Origin of the sequence: Rhodopseudomonas sp. P2A-2r (assembly GCF_026015985.1) — a bacterium.
In the GTDB taxonomy this organism is placed as follows: Bacteria; Pseudomonadota; Alphaproteobacteria; order Rhizobiales; family Xanthobacteraceae; genus Tardiphaga.
In genome coordinates this window covers 5,000,413-5,017,509 of the sequence record NZ_CP110389.1, presented here as the reverse complement: position 1 = coordinate 5,017,509, position 17,097 = coordinate 5,000,413, and the positions used below count along the sequence as shown (strand labels likewise).

Annotated in this window: 30 protein-coding genes and 1 tRNA gene; 23 read left to right on the top strand and 8 right to left on the bottom strand. The window is 64.5% G+C overall.

All coding sequences use genetic code 11. The annotated features are described in order from the left end of the window. The first annotated feature begins 106 nt into the window (after positions 1-106). The 4 genes from ONR75_RS24260 (at position 107) to ONR75_RS24245 (ending at position 2,972) form a co-directional block, all read left to right on the top strand. Positions 107-682 carry a TRAP transporter small permease gene (locus ONR75_RS24260; RefSeq protein ID WP_265079498.1) on the top strand — a complete coding sequence of 192 codons (576 nt, stop codon included), beginning with the start codon at positions 107-109 and terminating at the stop codon, positions 680-682. Continuing rightward, positions 679-2,004: a TRAP transporter large permease gene (locus ONR75_RS24255; RefSeq protein ID WP_265079497.1), complete on the top strand. Its 1,326-nt coding sequence runs from the start codon at positions 679-681 to the stop codon at positions 2,002-2,004. Before ONR75_RS24260 ends, ONR75_RS24255 begins: the two co-directional genes overlap by 4 nt. Before the next feature lie 109 nt (positions 2,005-2,113). After that, on the top strand, positions 2,114-2,719 hold the full coding sequence (locus ONR75_RS24250; protein WP_265079496.1) for a Spy/CpxP family protein refolding chaperone: 606 nt from the start codon (positions 2,114-2,116) through the stop codon (positions 2,717-2,719). Between the two features lie 177 nt (positions 2,720-2,896). Next, positions 2,897-2,972, top strand: a tRNA-Lys gene (locus tag ONR75_RS24245). A gap of 90 nt (positions 2,973-3,062) precedes the next feature. Here ONR75_RS24245 and ONR75_RS24240 read toward each other — a convergent pair. The 7 genes from ONR75_RS24240 to ONR75_RS24210 all read right to left on the bottom strand — a co-directional run bounded on the left by ONR75_RS24240 (position 3,063) and on the right by ONR75_RS24210 (position 6,655). Then, positions 3,063-4,367, bottom strand: a complete 1,305-nt coding sequence (locus ONR75_RS24240; RefSeq protein WP_265079495.1) for a hypothetical protein — start codon at positions 4,365-4,367, stop codon at positions 3,063-3,065. 42 nt (positions 4,368-4,409) lie between these two features. Next, positions 4,410-4,712: a helix-turn-helix domain-containing protein gene (locus tag ONR75_RS24235; protein ID WP_265079494.1), complete on the bottom strand. Its 303-nt coding sequence runs from the start codon at positions 4,710-4,712 to the stop codon at positions 4,410-4,412. Then, positions 4,712-4,909, bottom strand: a complete 198-nt coding sequence (locus tag ONR75_RS24230; protein ID WP_265079493.1) for a hypothetical protein — start codon at positions 4,907-4,909, stop codon at positions 4,712-4,714. Before ONR75_RS24230 ends, ONR75_RS24235 begins: the two co-directional genes overlap by 1 nt. A 134-nt stretch (positions 4,910-5,043) precedes the next feature. After that, positions 5,044-5,268, bottom strand: a complete 225-nt coding sequence (locus ONR75_RS24225) for a hypothetical protein (RefSeq protein WP_265079492.1) — start codon at positions 5,266-5,268, stop codon at positions 5,044-5,046. Further along, the gene (locus ONR75_RS24220; protein ID WP_265079491.1) at positions 5,268-5,564 is read right to left on the bottom strand and encodes a hypothetical protein; all 297 of its coding nucleotides are present in this window, start codon (positions 5,562-5,564) and stop codon (positions 5,268-5,270) included. Before ONR75_RS24220 ends, ONR75_RS24225 begins: the two co-directional genes overlap by 1 nt. Continuing rightward, positions 5,564-5,842 (bottom strand): hypothetical protein, encoded by a 279-nt coding sequence (locus tag ONR75_RS24215; RefSeq protein ID WP_265079490.1) that lies wholly within the window; start codon positions 5,840-5,842, stop codon positions 5,564-5,566. The genes ONR75_RS24220 and ONR75_RS24215 overlap by 1 nt, the downstream gene beginning before the upstream one ends. Before the next feature lie 90 nt (positions 5,843-5,932). Next, a complete protein-coding gene (locus ONR75_RS24210; protein WP_265079489.1) occupies positions 5,933-6,655 on the bottom strand; it encodes a LexA family transcriptional regulator in 723 nt (240 codons plus the stop codon). Between ONR75_RS24210 and ONR75_RS24205 the strand changes: the two genes are divergently transcribed. The 18 genes from ONR75_RS24205 (at position 6,654) to ONR75_RS24120 (ending at position 15,466) form a co-directional block, all read left to right on the top strand. Further along, positions 6,654-6,866, top strand: coding sequence for a helix-turn-helix domain-containing protein (locus ONR75_RS24205; RefSeq protein WP_265079488.1), 213 nt, complete (start codon positions 6,654-6,656; stop codon positions 6,864-6,866). The two genes, ONR75_RS24210 and ONR75_RS24205, sit on opposite strands and share 2 nt — an antisense overlap. A 104-nt stretch (positions 6,867-6,970) precedes the next feature. Next, positions 6,971-7,261, top strand: a complete 291-nt coding sequence (locus tag ONR75_RS24200) for a hypothetical protein (protein WP_265079487.1) — start codon at positions 6,971-6,973, stop codon at positions 7,259-7,261. Next, positions 7,251-7,394 (top strand): hypothetical protein, encoded by a 144-nt coding sequence (locus ONR75_RS24195; protein ID WP_265079486.1) that lies wholly within the window; start codon positions 7,251-7,253, stop codon positions 7,392-7,394. The genes ONR75_RS24200 and ONR75_RS24195 overlap by 11 nt, the downstream gene beginning before the upstream one ends. 3 nt (positions 7,395-7,397) lie before the next feature. Then, positions 7,398-7,685, top strand: coding sequence for a hypothetical protein (locus ONR75_RS24190; RefSeq protein ID WP_265079485.1), 288 nt, complete (start codon positions 7,398-7,400; stop codon positions 7,683-7,685). Beyond that, a complete protein-coding gene (locus tag ONR75_RS24185; RefSeq protein ID WP_265079484.1) occupies positions 7,682-7,849 on the top strand; it encodes a hypothetical protein in 168 nt (55 codons plus the stop codon). Before ONR75_RS24190 ends, ONR75_RS24185 begins: the two co-directional genes overlap by 4 nt. After that, on the top strand, positions 7,846-8,169 hold the full coding sequence (locus ONR75_RS24180) for a hypothetical protein (RefSeq protein WP_265079483.1): 324 nt from the start codon (positions 7,846-7,848) through the stop codon (positions 8,167-8,169). Before ONR75_RS24185 ends, ONR75_RS24180 begins: the two co-directional genes overlap by 4 nt. After that, positions 8,166-8,303: a hypothetical protein gene (locus tag ONR75_RS24175; protein ID WP_265079482.1), complete on the top strand. Its 138-nt coding sequence runs from the start codon at positions 8,166-8,168 to the stop codon at positions 8,301-8,303. The genes ONR75_RS24180 and ONR75_RS24175 overlap by 4 nt, the downstream gene beginning before the upstream one ends. Positions 8,304-8,321: 18 nt before the next feature. Next, complete coding sequence (locus ONR75_RS24170) at positions 8,322-8,693, top strand: hypothetical protein (protein WP_265079481.1); 372 nt, start codon at positions 8,322-8,324, stop codon at positions 8,691-8,693. Then, the gene (locus ONR75_RS24165) at positions 8,690-9,013 is read left to right on the top strand and encodes a hypothetical protein (RefSeq protein WP_265079480.1); all 324 of its coding nucleotides are present in this window, start codon (positions 8,690-8,692) and stop codon (positions 9,011-9,013) included. Before ONR75_RS24170 ends, ONR75_RS24165 begins: the two co-directional genes overlap by 4 nt. A gap of 2 nt (positions 9,014-9,015) precedes the next feature. Next, a complete protein-coding gene (locus tag ONR75_RS24160; protein ID WP_265079479.1) occupies positions 9,016-9,483 on the top strand; it encodes a MazG-like family protein in 468 nt (155 codons plus the stop codon). Beyond that, positions 9,480-9,923, top strand: a complete 444-nt coding sequence (locus ONR75_RS24155) for a hypothetical protein (protein WP_265079478.1) — start codon at positions 9,480-9,482, stop codon at positions 9,921-9,923. The genes ONR75_RS24160 and ONR75_RS24155 overlap by 4 nt, the downstream gene beginning before the upstream one ends. Continuing rightward, positions 9,920-10,354, top strand: a complete 435-nt coding sequence (locus ONR75_RS24150) for a hypothetical protein (RefSeq protein WP_265079477.1) — start codon at positions 9,920-9,922, stop codon at positions 10,352-10,354. The genes ONR75_RS24155 and ONR75_RS24150 overlap by 4 nt, the downstream gene beginning before the upstream one ends. Before the next feature lie 55 nt (positions 10,355-10,409). Next, a complete protein-coding gene (locus ONR75_RS24145; protein WP_265079476.1) occupies positions 10,410-11,078 on the top strand; it encodes a helix-turn-helix domain-containing protein in 669 nt (222 codons plus the stop codon). Further along, positions 11,075-12,241: a toprim domain-containing protein gene (locus ONR75_RS24140; protein WP_265079475.1), complete on the top strand. Its 1,167-nt coding sequence runs from the start codon at positions 11,075-11,077 to the stop codon at positions 12,239-12,241. Before ONR75_RS24145 ends, ONR75_RS24140 begins: the two co-directional genes overlap by 4 nt. Beyond that, entirely contained in the window at positions 12,241-12,627 is a 387-nt protein-coding gene (locus tag ONR75_RS24135; protein ID WP_265079474.1) for a RyR domain-containing protein, read from the top strand. Before ONR75_RS24140 ends, ONR75_RS24135 begins: the two co-directional genes overlap by 1 nt. Before the next feature lie 54 nt (positions 12,628-12,681). Then, positions 12,682-12,954 carry a DUF2312 domain-containing protein gene (locus ONR75_RS24130; protein ID WP_265079473.1) on the top strand — a complete coding sequence of 91 codons (273 nt, stop codon included), beginning with the start codon at positions 12,682-12,684 and terminating at the stop codon, positions 12,952-12,954. Positions 12,955-13,019: 65 nt separating this feature from the next. Beyond that, positions 13,020-15,002 carry a hypothetical protein gene (locus tag ONR75_RS24125; protein ID WP_265079472.1) on the top strand — a complete coding sequence of 661 codons (1,983 nt, stop codon included), beginning with the start codon at positions 13,020-13,022 and terminating at the stop codon, positions 15,000-15,002. Then, positions 14,999-15,466 (top strand): HNH endonuclease, encoded by a 468-nt coding sequence (locus ONR75_RS24120; protein WP_265079471.1) that lies wholly within the window; start codon positions 14,999-15,001, stop codon positions 15,464-15,466. The genes ONR75_RS24125 and ONR75_RS24120 overlap by 4 nt, the downstream gene beginning before the upstream one ends. Position 15,467: 1 nt before the next feature. Here the strand turns inward: ONR75_RS24120 and ONR75_RS24115 are convergent, their stop codons facing one another. After that, positions 15,468-15,638 (bottom strand): hypothetical protein, encoded by a 171-nt coding sequence (locus ONR75_RS24115; RefSeq protein ID WP_265079470.1) that lies wholly within the window; start codon positions 15,636-15,638, stop codon positions 15,468-15,470. A 588-nt stretch (positions 15,639-16,226) separates the two neighbouring features. Between ONR75_RS24115 and ONR75_RS24110 the strand changes: the two genes are divergently transcribed. Further along, the gene (locus tag ONR75_RS24110; protein ID WP_265079469.1) at positions 16,227-16,808 is read left to right on the top strand and encodes a hypothetical protein; all 582 of its coding nucleotides are present in this window, start codon (positions 16,227-16,229) and stop codon (positions 16,806-16,808) included. Positions 16,809-17,097 lie beyond the last annotated feature (289 nt).

The window sequence follows — 17,097 nt, the reverse complement described above, 5'->3', positions numbered from 1 at the left end:
CAAGAAGCCCGGATCCCGGATCTGCGCAGCAGCGTGAAGAACGCTGCAGCGCGTCCGGGAAGACCATCCTTCGTGATCGCTCTGCGTTTTTCTACTGGGGGAATTGATGTTTCTGCGCATCCTCGACCGGCTTGAGGAAACCCTGATCACCTGTCTGATCGGCGCCGCCACGGTGATCATCTTCATCGCGGTGGTGCACCGCTATCTGGTCGGCATTCCGTTCTTCTATCCCTTCCTGTTTCCCATCAACCTGTCCTGGGCGCAGGAGCTGTGCATCTACATGTTCGTGTGGATGGCCAAGTTCGGTGCGGCCTATGGCGTGCGCACCGGAATCCATGTGGGCGTCGACGTGCTGGTCAACCAGCTCGACGCGCGCTGGCGCAAGGCCACCATCCTGTTCGGCCTGTTCTGCGGCGCGTTCTTCACCGCGGTGATCGGCTCGATGGGCGCCAAATTCGTCTACGGCCTGATGCAGACCGACCAGGTCACCCCCGACATGGAGCTGCCGAGCTGGATCGTCTACCTCTGCATTCCCCTCGGCTCCTACCTGATGTGCTTCCGCTTCCTGCAGGTCGCCTGGCACTACTGGCGCGACAACGAACTGCCGCACCATGACCACGCTTACGTGGAGGGCATCGAGGTCGAAGCGCCCGTTGTCGGCAACGCGGGAGCCGTCCGATGAGCAGCGCCATGATCTTCGCGCTGCTGGTCGCGCTGATGCTGACCGGCATGCCGATCTCCATCGCGCTGGGCCTCACCGTGCTGTCGTTCATCTTCCTGATGACTTCGGTGCCGATCGAGTCGGTGGCGCTGAAGCTGTTCACCGGCATCGAGAACTTCGAGATCATGGCGATCCCGTTCTTCATCCTCGCCGGCAATTTCCTGACCCATGGCGGCGTCGCCCGCCGCATGATCAATTTTGCCACCTCGATGGTTGGGCACTGGTATGGCGGCCTCGGCCTCGCCGCGGTGATGGCCTGCGCGCTGTTCGCCGCGGTGTCCGGCTCGTCGCCGGCCACGGTGATCGCCATCGGCTCGATCATGATGCCGGCCATGGTGCGGCAGGGATTTCCAAAACAGTTCGGCGCCGGCGTCATCACCACTTCGGGCGCATTGGGCATCCTGATCCCGCCGTCCATCGTCATGGTGGTGTATTCGGTGGCCACCGGCGGCAGCGTGGCGCTCGACCCGTCGGGCGCACGGGTGTCGTCGGCCTCGGTCGGGCAGTTGTTCATGGCCGGCGTGATCCCCGGCATCATGCTGGCGACGCTGCTCGGCTTCACCACCTTCTATCGCGCCTGGAAGAACGACTATCCGCGGCTGCCGCGCGCCAGCTGGGCGCAGCGCTGGGTCGCGTTCCGCCGCTGCATCTGGGGCCTGCTGCTGATCCTGGTGGTGCTGGGCGGCATCTATGCCGGCTGGTTTACGCCGACCGAGGCCGCTGCGGTCAGCGCGGTCTATGCCTTCGTCATCGCGGTGTTCGTCTACAGGGACATGTCGCTGAAGGACGTGCCCAAGGTGCTGCTGTCCTCCGCCAACATGAGCGCGATGATTCTCTACATCATCACCAATGCGGTGCTGTTCTCGTTCCTGATGGCCAACGAGAATATCCCGCAGCAGATCGCCAACTGGATCACCAGCATCGGCGTCAACTGGGTGATCTTCCTGCTGATCGTCAACGTGCTGCTGCTGGTGGCCGGCAATGTAATGGAGGCGACGTCGATCGTGCTGATCATGGCGCCGATCCTGTTTCCGGTGGCGGTCAAGCTCGGCATCCATCCGGTGCATCTGGGTATCCTGATGGTGGTCAACATGGAGGTCGGCATGTGCCATCCCCCGGTCGGCCTCAATCTCTACGTGGCCTCCGGCATCGCCAAGATGGGCATCACCGAACTGACCATCGCGGTGCTGCCGTGGCTGATCACCATGATCGCCTTCCTCGGTGTCGTGACCTATGTGCCCGAACTGTCGCTGTGGCTGCCGCGAACCCTCGGCATGCTGTGAGCGGTGGCGCAGCATTACATCTTGGTAACAGAGCGCTTTCTGTCCAAAGCTTAAGTTGAAGGCGCGGGCAGGGGCGCTCATCCTCAGGCAGCTTTCCATGGAGGTTCGCATGAAGAAGATTTTGCTCGCCAGCGCCGCCGTTCTCGTGCTTGCCGGCTCCACCGCCGTCTATGCCCAGCACCGTCCGTGGCATCACCACCACGCCCGGATGAATCCGGAAGATCGCGCCGCCTTCGCCGACGCGCGCATCGCCGCGGTGCATGCCGGGCTGAAGCTGACCCCGGACCAGGAAAAGTTGTGGCCGCCGGTGGAAGCCGCCGCGAAGGACTTCGCCAAGCTGCGGATCGACCGCGCCAATGCCCGGATGGCCGAGCGCCAGGACGAATCGAAGGGCCCGCAGACCCCGGACAATCCGGTGGTCCGGCTGCAGCAGCGCGCCGACACCATGGCCGCCACGGCAGCCGCACTGAAGAAGATCGCCGAGACCGCCGATCCGCTCTACAAGACCCTCGATGACGGCCAGAAGCGCCGGCTGGCCATCCTGACCCACATGGACGGAGGCCGCTCCGGCGGCCGCGAGGGCATGCGCCACCGGGGCTTCGAGCATCGCATGGACCGCATGGGCGACCGCGACGACGAGCGCGGCGGCATGGATCGCGACCGGCCGGGCCGCGGCATGGACCATGATCGCGGTCCCGGCCCCGAGCGCATGTAAAGGCGCTCTTCCATCGACTTTTCCACACGACGAAGCCGCTGATTTTCAGCGGCTTTTTCGTTTTCGTGCAGTTTTTGTGACGACGCCGGATAATCTTCACCAGCTTGCTGGACATCCTGGAATCGCTTTGCTAAACGACGCCGTCCCCAAGGGGATGTGGACTTCCGGACTGGTTCCGGGCGCATAGCTCAGTTGGTAGAGCAGATGACTCTTAATCATCGGGTCCCAGGTTCGAGCCCTGGTGCGCCCACCACCCAAGCCTTTGACAGGCAAGGGTTTTAAGAAAACCTCCGAAAATCAAACCGAGAACAGAAGTCGCATAGAAGTCGCACCGTGCGACTTTTCAGCTATTTCGCTGTCCGAATTCCGTCGTGCTGATGAAGGCAACAAGCCGGTCGATGGCAGCATCGGCGCGCTCTGGATTGCGGGCGCGGTAGTGCTTCATGATCATCTGCGCCGACTGGTAGCTGTGGCCAGTGACGTCGCAGATCGACATCAGATCGGAGCCGGAGCGATCGAGCAGCATGACGCAGGTGTCGCGCAGATCCTGGTCGTGCTTGAAGTCCGGCGCGCCGGAGTTTTCGTTGGTGAAGGCCAGCGTCGGGCAGGGGGCAACGTCGCCGTGGCCCTTGATCGCAAGGTCGCGGATCTCGGCGAACAGGTGCCGGTAGGTGTGCTCGTTGTACGGCTTGCCGGTGTTCTCATCGACCACGATGGTGTCGGGCATCTCTCGCAGGCCGAGCCGCAGCTTGAGGGCCGCCACGCGGGCCTTGGCGCCGGCAAGACGTTCGGCGAGCTGTGGCGTTTCCTTGATCGCCACCAGCGCGCCGGTCTTGCTCTGGCGGAAGTGCCGGCGGCCGTGCTGCAGGCCTTCGTCCCTGAGCGCCAGTCGGTCGGTCTGGCGCTGTCCGGTGAACAGGCCGAGATAGATCGCGTCGCCGATCGAGGCGCGGCCCATGGCGTCGGCCGCGGCCACCAGCGCCGTGAACTCCTCCATCGTGATCATCACCACGCGGCCGGCCGGGCGGTCGAATTGCATGTCGATGCGCGGGTTCGTCTTCAACCGCCACTTCGCGCTCTCGCGTCCCCAGGAGAAGGCGGCCGACAGCGCTGCGATCGCCGCCAGCGCCATGTGGTGGCCGCGCACGCTCTTGAGGTAGTTGAACAGCGCGCGCATCTCCGGCGGCTGGATCGACGACGGCGTGGCGGAGGCGATGCGCTCGCGCTCGCGCTCCGGCACCGTGACGCCGAGGACGGCCGCCGCGCGCTCGCGCTTGCGGCGATCGGCGGCCTGCTCGCGGCTCTCTGGGCGGAAGATGATGGCCCGCGACGCCTTGCGGTAGGAAGCGATCGATGACGGCGCCAGCTTGCGGACGTCCTGCGACGCCAGCCAGTCCTCTAGCAGATCCTCGACGGTGCCGATCCGCGCCGGCTTCGGCGGCAGCGCGCGGGCGCCGATCGAGCGCAGCCGCGCCACCTCGGCCGCGTGCTTGTCGGAAACCTCCTTGGCCTGTTCGTAGGTCAGCCAGCGGCCGGTGTCGGGGTCGATGAGGTCGCGGTCGAGCAGGCCCATGGCGCGCTCACGGGGGCCATGGGTGAGCCGCGGGCGGCCCTCGCGCCATTTGATATAGCGAAGCTTGACGGTCATGGGAGGGCTCCGGGTCGGTCGGAAGTGGCAAGCCTAGCGCAATCAGCGCGCGTGTCGATAGTTCTCCGGGGCATATGCACGCGCCAGATCGCGCCGGTGCTCCTCGTCGGTATTGGAATCCGGTGGCGGCAGCGGGTCGTTGGCGGGCGCTGGCGGGCGCATCGGGTGGTGGCGCGTCAGCCAGGCATCAAAGCCGGTGCGCTCGAATTTCAGCGGTCCGCGCTCGCAGATCGGCCGCGGCAGGCCGTCGCGCAAATGGCGGGTTTCCCGGGTGCGGTAGAGGGTGTCGGCACTGATACCGAGCGCCTGGGCGACGTCGGTCGCGGTGTAGGGTTTCAGGTACATCAGGTCACCTTGCGAAGTTCGGCGCGGATACGGGCGACGTCGCGGCGCAGGCGAAGGATCTCGGCGGCTGCCCACCATGTGCCGTGCTGCCTGATCTCGGCGCGGACCTTGTCGCGTTCGGCTGCGTCGGTCCTGACCATGCGATCGAGCATCGCGTGGATCGCCGTATTGATAGGATCGCTGGTTTCAATAGACATCAGAAGTTTCCGTCGGCGACGTCGGCCGCGATGTAGGGGGTCAGCACGTCAGCTCCTCCGCATCGCGCGCCAGAGAAAGCCGGCGACGATGACGATGCCGAGCAGCAGCATGAGCTCGTTGACCTGGTTGTCGGTCATGACCTGAGGTTCCCGTCGGCGCGGAAGGGGCGATGCTGGACGTAGGTGACGTCGGCTTTGCCGGCGTCGAGTAGATACGGGTCGCCGTCGAGCATCACGACCTTCGGCATCTCGTCGGCGACCACCATGGTGATGATCGCCTCGGTGGTGCCGAGCATGTTGATCAACACCGCGCGCACGGGGCGGATGGCGGGTGCCTGTTCGGCGTGCGCGCGGGCCATCACGCGACAGCCCGGATGGAGTTGGCCACCACGGCCTGCCAGTGCTCGCGGATCAGGCGGGTCTGGCGATTGCGCCCCGCCGTCGATGTCCGTGGCACCGACACGTCGAGCATGCCGCAGCGGCACTTGGCCCGCGAGAACGCCGGGCCGTGGTCGTTGCGGGTCAGCGTCATGCTGATGACGTGCGGGGCGGCTGCGGCGCAGCCGTCGCAGAGGCTGTCGTGCGGCACGGCGAGCCACTGCACGCCATCGGCTTCGCCGCGACCGCAGACGCGGCATGTGCGAAGCGCTGCCATCAGACCGACGCCATCTGGTCGGCGAGCGCGCGGGCGGGCTTTACCAGCGTGGCGATCTGGTCGTCGCTGTACCCGAGCAGCATCAACCCGTCGTGCGTCAGGCCGCCTTCGCGATAGGCGGCCTCGCGCATGTCGGACGCCATCTGGCGGGTCGCTGTGGTGGCGTCCATCGCGCAGCGCGGGGCGACGACGCAGGTGTCGATTAGCTTTGAGACGGTGATGACGGGCGGGATACGGGTAACGCCGGGCATGCGCCGGGGGCGGCGATTAGAGGCCATAGAACTCTCCAAAATGGTGTTTCACATGAAACAGTGATACACCAATTTGGTGTAGGGTCAACTATCGGCACCAAAGCGGTGTCGTAAGCCCTACGAAAGGTTCGTCAGAACGCGGCCGACGCGGCCGATCACGCCAAGGCCTTCGGTCGCCTGGATCGTTTCGTGGTCCGGGTTGGTGGAATAGGGCTGCAGGCGCGGCGGCGGGCCATGTCGGTAGCGCTTGAAGGTCGTGTCGCCGGTGTCGGCGGCGTGGAATACGTAGAACTTGTCGTTCACCGGCTCCTGGTCGGCGATGTTCACGAAGATCAGCGAGCCGTCTGGCGCGATGCGGTCCATCGAATCGCCCTGGACCTCGAGGACGATCCAGTCGCCGCGCGGCAGATCCGGCGCCATCACGTATTTCTTCACGTCGGCGCGTCGCACGCCATCCTGCTGGCCCATCTTGCCGGCGCTGACCCATGACACCAGAGGCACCCGCGTGCGGCGCAGGCCCGGGAACACCAGCGCCTCCGGAGATGTACCGAGCGGGCCGGCGAGTTTGTCAGCCCACAAGGCTGTCATCTCGCGCTCGCCGTTGACCAGCTTGCCGATCTGCTGCTGCGACGTGCCGGCCGCTTCGGCCAGTGCAGCCTGGCTGATCTGGCGGATTTTGATGGCCTCGGCCAACCCGTTTGGAAATTTCCCCTTCATGGAATGATGAAAGGCACCAATTTGGTGTGAATATCTAACACCAAAAAGGTGTTTTACCTCTTGCGAATCAACACCGTTTTGGTGTTGTTGCTTTGTCATGACCTTTTCAGACTGGATGATCATGACCGGCACGTCCAACGCCGCCTTCGGTGAGAAGGTCGGCAAATCGGGCGAAGCCATCCGTCGTTACCGGGCCGGCGAGCGCGAGCCCGACAACGACACCATGGCGAAAATCTTCGTCGAGACCGCAGGCCTGGTGACCCCGAACGACTGGGTCGGTGTCGGGCCGCGCGCGGCTGAACAGCAGCCGATTTCAGAACAGGTGATCTCATGAGCGGCACCGTAGCGCCGTCGCGCGTCGACGCCAAAAACGGCCATTGCCGGAACCGGCAATCGAAACGCCCAACCCGGCAACCGATTTCGCCGGTCATGCAGAAAGTGCAGGGCCTGCTGCCGAAGTCCAAGCCCGCGGTCCAGCTGCACATTCTGACCGATGTGCCGATCTCGACCTGCGAAAAAATGCTGTGCGGCCAGCGCCCCGAAAACGTCGAGCTGCTGACCGCGCTGCTGCGCTCGGACATGGGCCGCGATGTCCTGTTCGCCCTGATGGGCGACGCCCGGCCGGCTTGGTTCACCCGCTATCGCAAGCAGCTCGACGTCAATGCCGCCAAGCGACAGCTGAAATCTCTCATCGAAACTTTAGAGCAGGAGGCCTCCGATGAAGCGTGATCGCGTGAATTCCTTCGACCTGTCCGCCGACCAGCGCTTCGACATCGCCCGGTTCGGCGCCGTCCTGGCGGTCGTGCTGGCCGCCAGCATCGTCGCCATCGTCCTGCAGGCCGCGCGCCTGGCTGCGAGCTGAACCATGACCTCCTGTCCGCTCCCGAGCCCGACGCCGGCCACAGCCAAGCCCGATCTGAAGGGCTGCAACGAATGCAGCGTGCATGTCTCGCTGCACGAATTCGAGACCGGCGGCAGCAAGATCGAGGACTGGCCGCCGGTGGTGCAGCAGATCGCGGCGCGGGAGATCACGCGCTGGCGCGACCGCAACCCCGACCGCGAGATCGTACACGACATGGTGGAGCCGGCGCACCGGGTCTGTGTCGTGGTCTGGTATCACCGCGCCAAGGCGCAAGGCGAGGTAGCGGCATGACCGGCGTCACCCGCGACCAGCTCAAGCGCTACCGCGACGTCATCGCGATGTGGATGTCGCGCTTCGACACCTGCTCGATCGCCGACCACACCGGCCTGCCGGAAAGCCTCGTGGTGCGCTGGACCGCCAATTTTCAGGATCTCAAGAACGGCGGGGCAGCATGAGCGATCAATGCACCACGCTGCACCGGCTGATCATCGCGAGCGAGAACGCGCTGCGGCTGCACGCGCCCGGCACCGAGGAATTTCTGACGCAACTGTCCGGCGATGTGGCGCGCCACCTCGACCAGGCCGCGCCCGACGGCCGCGTGATCCATGCCTATGCGATGCTGCTGATGGGCGCGCTGGTGGAAGCCGGCGCGGCGATCCAGATCCACGGCGCCGAGCGGGCGCAAGTGTATTTCCGCATCATCGGCATCATCCTGCCCGACATCCGCGCCGACTTCGGCCGCGCGCTCGAAATGCGCCGGAGGCCGACGCCATGACGCGCGAGCAGGTCGAACAGGAAATCGCCGAGATCGAAGCGAAGCTGCAGACGTTCTCGCGCCGCGAGCGATTGAAGTTCTTGGGGCGCTATCTGCGGCAGCTAACCAGCACTCACCGGCCGGAGGGTAGTTAAATGCGAGGCGGAACAGTATTGACGGAAGAACTGCGCGACAAGATCGATGAGCTGGCCGCGGCGATGAAGAAGCCCAGCGCAGGCAAGATCGCGCAGCAACTTAATCTGAAGCATGGCACCGTCTACTGGTTCATGCTCACGCGCGGCATCCTGCAGAAGAAGCCCGCTAGCTACCGGCAGCGGGCATATACCCGCAACGGCGTCACCATCAATCCATACTCCCCGGATCACGACAGGTTCATGCTCGCGTTGCGCGTCGAGGGCAAATCGATGTCCGCGATCGCCGAAGCCCTGGTCGAAAAATTTGGCATTCCGCGCACGTCGCATAGCGTGAGCAACCGCATCATCATGCTGTCGGCTGCTGACGACGAACAGGACGTTGCAGCATGAGCCGCGAACGATCTAGACCGTGGCAGAACCCGACGCCGCTCGTGGGCTTCGTGCCCGAGTGGCTAGGCCAGTTCGACACCTTCGACGATTGGGTAAACCACGCGTCGCGGGCGCTTACCGGCTTGCGGCTGGAGGACGGCATAAATTGGGACGTCAACGCCTTCTGCGTCGACACCAAGGGTCGCCGCTGCACGTGCGGCAAGGAGTTCATGCGCGCCCGCGACGAAGGCGCATTCCCTGTCCGCTACTTCATCACGGGCAAGGTTGAGCAGCTATCGACCTGTCAGCGGCCGACACCTTCATCACCAACCGGAGAATGACCATGCCTACACATTGCGAACTCTGCGGCGAGCCGATGCCGGCGGACGAACAGATGTTCAAATTTCACGGCTTCAGCGGCGGCTGCCCCAAGCCGCCACTGCGGCAATCGGCGGGTGCCGCCGCGATGACTTTTCGAGAGTTCAGCGCGGCCAATCTCGATCGATGCCAGAGCCCGCAGGGCTTCAACCACCCGCTGCAGGGCTGGTCTACGTCAGACTGGATGACCGCAACGCTCGGCGAGCTTGGCGAAGCCGCCAACGTCGTCAAGAAGCTCAACAGGTACCGCGACGGTGTGCCGGGCAACAAGGTTTCCGAGGCCGAACTGCGCGATCAGCTGCGCAAGGAGCTTGGCGACGTGTTTGTTTATCTGGATCTGCTGGCGCAGTCCTGCGGCTTCACGATTGCCGATGCCGCTGCCGAAGTGTTCAACGCGAAGTCGGCCGAGATCGGCTATCCGGTGCAGCTGTGACCGACGAAACCCGACAATCGCCGACGAAAGCCGTGTCGCATGCGCACGCCTGGACCTGCGAAGACACGAACAAGGTCAACGGTCATTGTCGTAATCCGCACGGCTGCCATTGCCGCGAGATCACAGCGCTTTGCATGGCGCGAGACACATTCAAGAGTTGGGTGATCATCACCGACCCAGGCTGCGTGCCATCCCGCAAGGGGCCGTTCGACACCCGGCATTTAAAGCGGTTCCTCAAGGAAGCAATGATCGGGCGACCTTATTCGCATTTGATGGTGGTCGGCTGTGCTGGCGATCTATGGGTCGATGACGGCACAAACTGCCTCGAAATGATGGATGCGCGATCAGCATCGACCGCCCGGAAGCATCGCGAGCGACTTAAGTCGATCCGACTTCCTGTACCGCTATCTAGCTCTCAACGGCCGGAAGGTGAGCGATGACCAGAAACCTGAACGCAAGTTGGTACACGCAGCGCACGATCAACGGCTTCGCTGTGCAGTGGCGGCTGACCGAAAAGACCTACGTGACAGCGCATCCCAATCAATACGGCGCGTTTCCGTCGATGAGCTATCCGACAGATGCGATTGGGAATGACGACCTGTTCAGCGAGTTCAAGAAGGCTGCGCTGCATGCGCGGTATGAACGATCCGGCCTGGCCCGTTACGGCGATCGATTTTCCGATGCAAGGGAGCGTCTGTGCGATCTCGTCGTAGATGAGCTGAACCAGCGGGGGTCACGCCGCACAAGCAGCTATCCGTCGATCACCGGCCCGACTGGAAGCAGGACCAGGCCGAGACGTCGCGGCTGCCGCAGCTCGGCGTCACGCCGGACAATTTCGACAAGCTGCTGTCTGACGTGCTCGCTGACATGAACGCCGACAATGAAGCGACCGCCGCCGCAACTACACAAAAGGATGACAGCTTCTGATGACGGACCAGCTCGACATCATCGACGATACGGATCTCGCAAAGGACCCGCGATGGATCGCGCCCTCTGCTTCGTCAAGCGTGGTGTCGCCCTCTGCTTCGTCAAGCCTTAAGCAAATTCGCCGGATCGTGGCCGCACCCTCTGCTTCGTCAAGCGTCGATCCGCGTATCGTCGTCATCAACCGCCGCCGCGAGGCCGCCGGCATGGCGCACGATCAGTTCGCCAGGCTCGCCAACGTCAGCGTCTGGACGTGGCGGGATCTCCGCCGCGGCGCCCGCGCCCCGATGCCGTCGACGCTGGCCAAGCTCAACGCGGCGCTCGACGCGTCGCGCCCGCCGAAACCGGCCCAGGTTGTCGCCTCGTATCATCGCCTGCTGATGCAGCATCTCGCGCGCCATCTCAACTTCGACGTCCCGACCTTGTTGGCTACTGACTTTTCGGTGCAGCGACCGTTCAATGCGCAGTGGCTGGCGGCCGCCCGGATCCGGCAAATGGCGATCTACCTGACGGCCGTCGAGCTGCAGGTCGGCAACGCCGAGCTCGGCCGCGCGCTCGGCCTCACGCGTGCCAATATCAAATACGCCCGCGACGAGGTCGAACAGCGCCGAGAGGACGGCAACGAGGTCGACGAAGCGCTCACGATCGTGCTGCAGCAGGTGAAGGCGTGAGCATCGACCTTCGCACCAAACAGGGCTTCGAGGACGTCAAGCGGCACCTCGACGATCGGCCGGATGAAGTGCTGGCTGTCTGCGGCATCACGCTGCCGGCGAAGCGCGGCGGCACGATCCTGATCGACGATCCGCGCGGGCAGGGCAAGAACAACTTCGCACTGTGGCTGCGCGCCGACGGGCTGTCGTGGAAGAACTACACGACCGATGAGAAGGGCCGTTCGCTGGAGCTGATCGCGTACGTCAACGGCTGGTATCACCTCGATCGCCGCGGCGGCGTCGAGGCCGCACGCTACGCCGTCGACCGCTTCGGCCTCGGCCGCATTAACAATGCGGATCTCGATCGTGACCGCGCACTGGCTAAAGAGAAGGTCGAGCAGGCCCAGAAAGACGCCAGCGCCGAGCTGAAGCGGGCGCAGGCCTGGGCATTCAAGACGTTCATGGAAGCCCGGCCGATCCTCGACAGCGCAGGCGAGACCTATCTGCGCGAGGCGCGCGGCGTGGATCTGCGCGCGGCGCCCTTTATAGGCCCGCGCGGCGGCAGCATCGCACCGCATAGCCTACGCTTCCTGCCGGAGCACCCTTACGTGCATCGCGATAAAGCAGGCAACCAGACAGCCCGCACCAGGCCGCCGTGCATGATCGCCTGCTGCGTCGACCGCGACATGAAGATCGTCGCGCTGCATCAGACATGGCTGCGCGCCGACGGCCGCGGCAAGGCGGTGTTCTCGCCCGCGCCCGACGGCACGCTGCAGCCGGCGCGCAAGGTATTCCCATCGTCCGCCGGCGCCGTGCTCCCGCTGTGGAAGGGCACGGGGCAGGGCGGCGTGACGCAGGCGCTGGAGAGCTTCAAGAATGACGGCGTCGTCGAGACGCTGGTGCTGACGGAAGGCGTCGAGGACGGCCTGTCCGCCGTGCTGGCAGCGCCGCAGCACCGCACGTGGGGAATGATCTCGCTGTCGAACATGGCGCATGTCGCCGGCCGGCTGCCGGAGTTCACGGACGCGGTGATCGTCCACCAGCAGAACGACTGGATGAAATCGGCCGCCGTTGCGCAATTCGAGCGCGGCATGTCGGCGATGCGGGCGACCGGGCGGATGGTCGCGACTGTGGCCGCCTATGGCGGCAAGGATTTGAACGACACCCTCCGCGGAGAAGATTGATGACGCCACAAGAAATCGCAGCAAAGTTCCCGTCGCACATCGCGCACGGCAAGGCCATGTCGATCGCCAAGGTATGCCACCAGGCCAACAAGGCCTTGTGCGAGGCGTTCGGCGACACGTCGCAGCCCGATTGGGACGCTGCACCCGATTGGCAGCGCCAGAGCGCCATCAAGGGCGTGGAATTCAACGTCGCTAATCCGAATGCGCCGGCCAGCGCCTCCCACGACAGCTGGCTCGAAGAAAAGCGCAGCACGGGCTGGCGCTACGGCGACGTCAAGGATCCGGAGGCGAAAACCCATCCGTGCTTCGTCCCCTATGAGCAGCTGCCCCGCGAGCAGCAGGCCAAGGATCACGTGTTCAAGGCCATCGTCGCGGCGATGGCCTGATCAACCGGCCGGGCATCGCGCCCGGCCATTTTCACCGAACCGAGGGGAAACACCATGTCGACATCTGCAGGGTCCGTGCTCGATGACCAAGCCACGCACTCATTCGCCAAAGAGCAGCTTAAAGCGATCGTGGAGCGCATCGAGCGCCTGGAGGAGGAAAAGAAAACCATCTCCGACGACATCAAGGACGTCTACGGCGAGGCTAAGGGCAACGGCGACGTCTTGGCACTGCGCACCATCATTCGCATGCGCAAGCAGGACGCCAACAGCCGCGCCGAAGCCGAGACCATTCTCGATACCTACCTGCAAGCCCTGGGCATGCTGTAGCGCCACCCGACTGCGAACTATCAATGGGATGCCCGGCACCAAGCCGGGCACGATGAAGGCCGGGAATGTCCGAGAGCACCAAAACCACAGCCGGCCAGCGCGCGAACGTCGTCTCCTTCGGCAAGGCGGAGCGCGATCTCGCGCGCATGCGGAAGCAGCGCAAGGATTTGCCGCCGCAGGACGCGCGAGGCCCGAACAACGTGATGGCTGGGCACTGGCAGCCGGACATGTACGGGATGCCATCGGATCCTGAGTGCGATTGCCCGGTGACCCCGATCGGCTTCGAGGGCGATCTGTTCTATTTCATCGACAGCCGCGGCCAGTTTCGCGCGGTCAAGGCCGAAAAGCTCAATCAGGTCGGGATCCAGGACCTGTTCTCGGCCACGCCGAACTATCCGAAGTGGATGTGCCCGCGCTGGTCGAAGCCGGTGATGTCGAAGGACGGCAAGGAAGTCGTCAAAGCCTCCGAGATCGTCAGCTTCGAGGCCGACGACATCAAGGAAATCCTGTTCCTCGCCTGCTCGCGCAAGGGCTTCTTCTCGCCGAACGACAAGATGCGCGGCCGCGGCAGCTGGACGTTCCGGTCCGGCAATCTCGTTTATCACGCCGGCGACGCCATGTGGATCTGCGAGAAGGGCAAGTTTCGCGAGCTGCCGACCGGCGTGCACGAGGGCAATCTGTATCCGCACCTGTCGGCCCTGCCGGGCCCATGGACCGAGGCGATCACAGCCGAGGACAATCCGGCGAAGGCACTGCTGCTCGGCTTCCGCAAAAGCAAATGGCTGCGGCCGGAGGTCGACCCGGTGCTGTTGCTCGGCTGGATCGGCGGCGGCTATCTCGGCGGCGCGCTCGACTGGCGACCATCGGCTTTGCTGCTCGGCGACAAGGGCACCGGCAAATCGACGCTGCAGAACACGCTGAAGGTGCTGTTTGCCGACGCGCTGTTCCATTCGTCGGACAGCACCGCGGCGGGCATCTACCAGGCGATGGGCCACGACAGCCGCGCCGTCGCGCTCGACGAAATGGAGCCGGGCATGGATGCCCGCAAGGCCAGCAACATCGCTGACCTGATGCGCACCTCGGCCTCCGGCGCGATCGGCCGGCGCGGATCCTCGGACGGCACAGCCAACGCCTATCAGATGCGATCGGCGTTCCTGTTCTCGGCCATCAACAATCCGCTGCACACGGCCGCCGATCTGTCGCGCGTCGCGGTGCTGCGCATGATGCCGTTCGATAAGGACAGCGAGCGTCCGGAGCCGATCAACGCGGAGACGGCCGGGCCGAAAGTGCTGGCGCAGATGATGCGCGCCTGGGGCGACAACGGCGCCGGCTTCAAGTTTCAATACGAGCGCTTCGCCAAGGCGCTGGGTGAAGGTGGCCACGACAAGCGCGGGCAAGACACCTACGGCACTCTGCTAGCCTGCGCCGCCATGATGCTCGGCGACGAGCTCGCGGCCGAGCTGGGCGTGCAGGTGGGGCCGGAGGAGGAGCGTTGGTGGACGGAGCACCTAGCGGCCGCCAGCATGCCGGAGGTCGAGGACGCCACGCCGAACTATCGGCAGTGCCTCGATCGGATCCTGACCACGCCGGTGCGCGAGTGGCGCAATTCCAGCCACAACACGATCGGCCAGATCCTGCAAGAGGCGCGCACCGTGGATCCTATCACCGGCATGCCGACCGAAGCGGCGGTCGATTACGGGACGGCCAAGCGCGACATCAACATCGCCGGCTTCGGCCTGCTCAATGTGCGCGAGGTGGTCGCGCCGGCGGTGCGATCGCAGGGCATCACGCCCGACCAGGCGCTGCACAAATACGGCCTGCCGGAGGGCGGCCTGGTGCTGGCCGTACCGAACAAGTCGCGCAAGGTCTCGGCGCTCCTCGAGGGATCCGACTGGCAACTCGGCGGCTGGAAGGACGCGCTGCAGCAGTGCCCGGTTCGCGGCGTGATGATCGGCAACAGCGAGATCAACCGCGTCACGATCGACGGCGTGCAGCAGCGCTGCACCCTGGTGGTGCTGGAGCGTTATCACCAGGCGCCCGAGAAATGACGCGACGTCGCCAGCCGACCACGATCGAGGATCTGCTCGCGCCTGATCGCGTGTGGGTGACGCCATGCGGCTGCTGGCTCTGGCTCGGTGGTGATGACGGCTCCGGCAACTGGCATGGCCACGGCGCCTATGGGCGCATCCTGCGGCCGGGAACGAGGCGCGTGATGCCGGTGCACCGCTATGTCTATGAGACCTTCAAGGGACCGATCCCGTTCGGCTATGACGTCGACCACATGTGCGCGGAGTGGGCGCCGGACGTCAAAGCGATCCGCAAATGCGTCAATCCAGACCACCTGCAGGCGATCCCGCCGCTGCTCAACCAGCAGCTCAAGCTGTTACGCCGGCTCGGCTACGGCACCGATGACATGGATTTTGACGAGGATCCGATCGAGCGGCCGCCGCTGCCGCCCGCGCCCGCGCCGATCCTCGCGCCAGGCGAGCACATCGACGACTTCCAGATCTAGCTCACTTCAGAAGCGCAACCGCTGCAAAGCCTGACGCGGCAACGATGACCACGCTCTCGAAGCTGGACACGTGAAACCCGATCAGGCTGCCAATCACAGCCAGCACGATGCCACACAGCGCGCCGGCGCCGAACAGCTTGAGCTTTCGCGCCTCTGTGTCCGATGCATTCACCTGTTCGCCCTTCCGAATCTACCCGCGCCCATCTCACCGCTTCGACCAGCACAGCGCAACCCTCCCGCTCCCTCGCCCCGTGGCGTTCGAAAATGTCCGCGTGGCCAGCGCGATTGCATAGCTGTGCCAGACCATAATTTACAGCGCAGCGCGCACCACGCGGCCTCTGTTTCGAAGGCAGACAATAATCACAGCATGCTTGACGCGGGTTGAGCCGTGCCAGCGTCCTCCGGCGTTCGTTGCGAGGGCAATGGGCGCGGGTGTTAGACACCCCTCCGAATGGGTGTCTACCAAGGTGTCTAGGCGCAACCGCCTGAACTATCGAAACAATCCGCGATATTAGACAGCCAGACACTTAGACAGCCTTAGCCCTCGCATATACGCGCTCGCGCGCGCGCACGTAAGGGAAGTTAGGTGTCTAAGTGTCTATCTGTCTAAAATTAGAAATAGGTAAGGTGTAGCAAGTCCTTAGTCGCAGACACTTGATTAGACACCCTTAGACACTTGCTGCCGCGCCCTGCGCTGCTCGCATGACGACTATCGCGCCGCCAATAAAATATGCTCGTAAATTCAGGAGGTTCGGAGCGAATGTCGAAAAGTCACGATGTACGCGGAGAGATCGCCGCCGCTGCCGCGGCCGCGAAACCGGCCGAGGCCGAGCAGCTCGATCTGATGCCGCCGATGCGCGGCAGCATGACCGACGGCGAGCGGCAGCGCGTCGAGACGGCGGTGCGGCAGCATCGCGCCGGCCGGCCGCCTGGCGCGCAGAACAAAACCACGCGCGAGATGCTCGACTTCATCCGCCGGACGATCGGCGATCCGATGCTGGAGAGCGCGAGGATGGCGATGCACACGCCGGAGACGTTGTCGATCGAGCTGGGCTGCGAAAAACTGGAGGCCGCGACGCTGCTGGAGAAGATCCGCGCGGATCTCCGGCCGTATTTCTACGCGAAGCAGGCACCTGTCGACGACAACGGCAAGCCGGTGCCTGGCTTGACGGTCGAGTTTCACGGGCATGGTGGCGCTCAGATCGGGGCGGATGGCCAGCAACTGCCGCCCTGGCTCCGTCAACAGGGCGATCCGACCGCGAATGAAAAAAGCGAGCAAAATCAACGCATCATCGACGTCACACCGGGCGTGTCGCACGGCAAGGTGTCGCACGGCGAATGATAGTCCAGAGATATCAGCGGCTTGGCTCTGTCAGGCCGCTGATCCCAAATCACCGGCCCGTGGCTCAAAGGGCAGGCCGGTGATCGCCGCGCGGGGTCGGATCCGCCGCGGCACGGACCGGAGGCCGGCGCGCGCTGCCGTCGGCCTCCGGGCTTCGCGCAACAACGCAGGCCTACCCCCGGGGTCGCCCGGACCCCCACCCCCAAAATCGCCAGCGCTCTCTCCCCCGGCTGCTCTCCTGAGATTTTTCCGGCCATCGACCCGGACCGCCTGTTGGCGATGCCGAGGC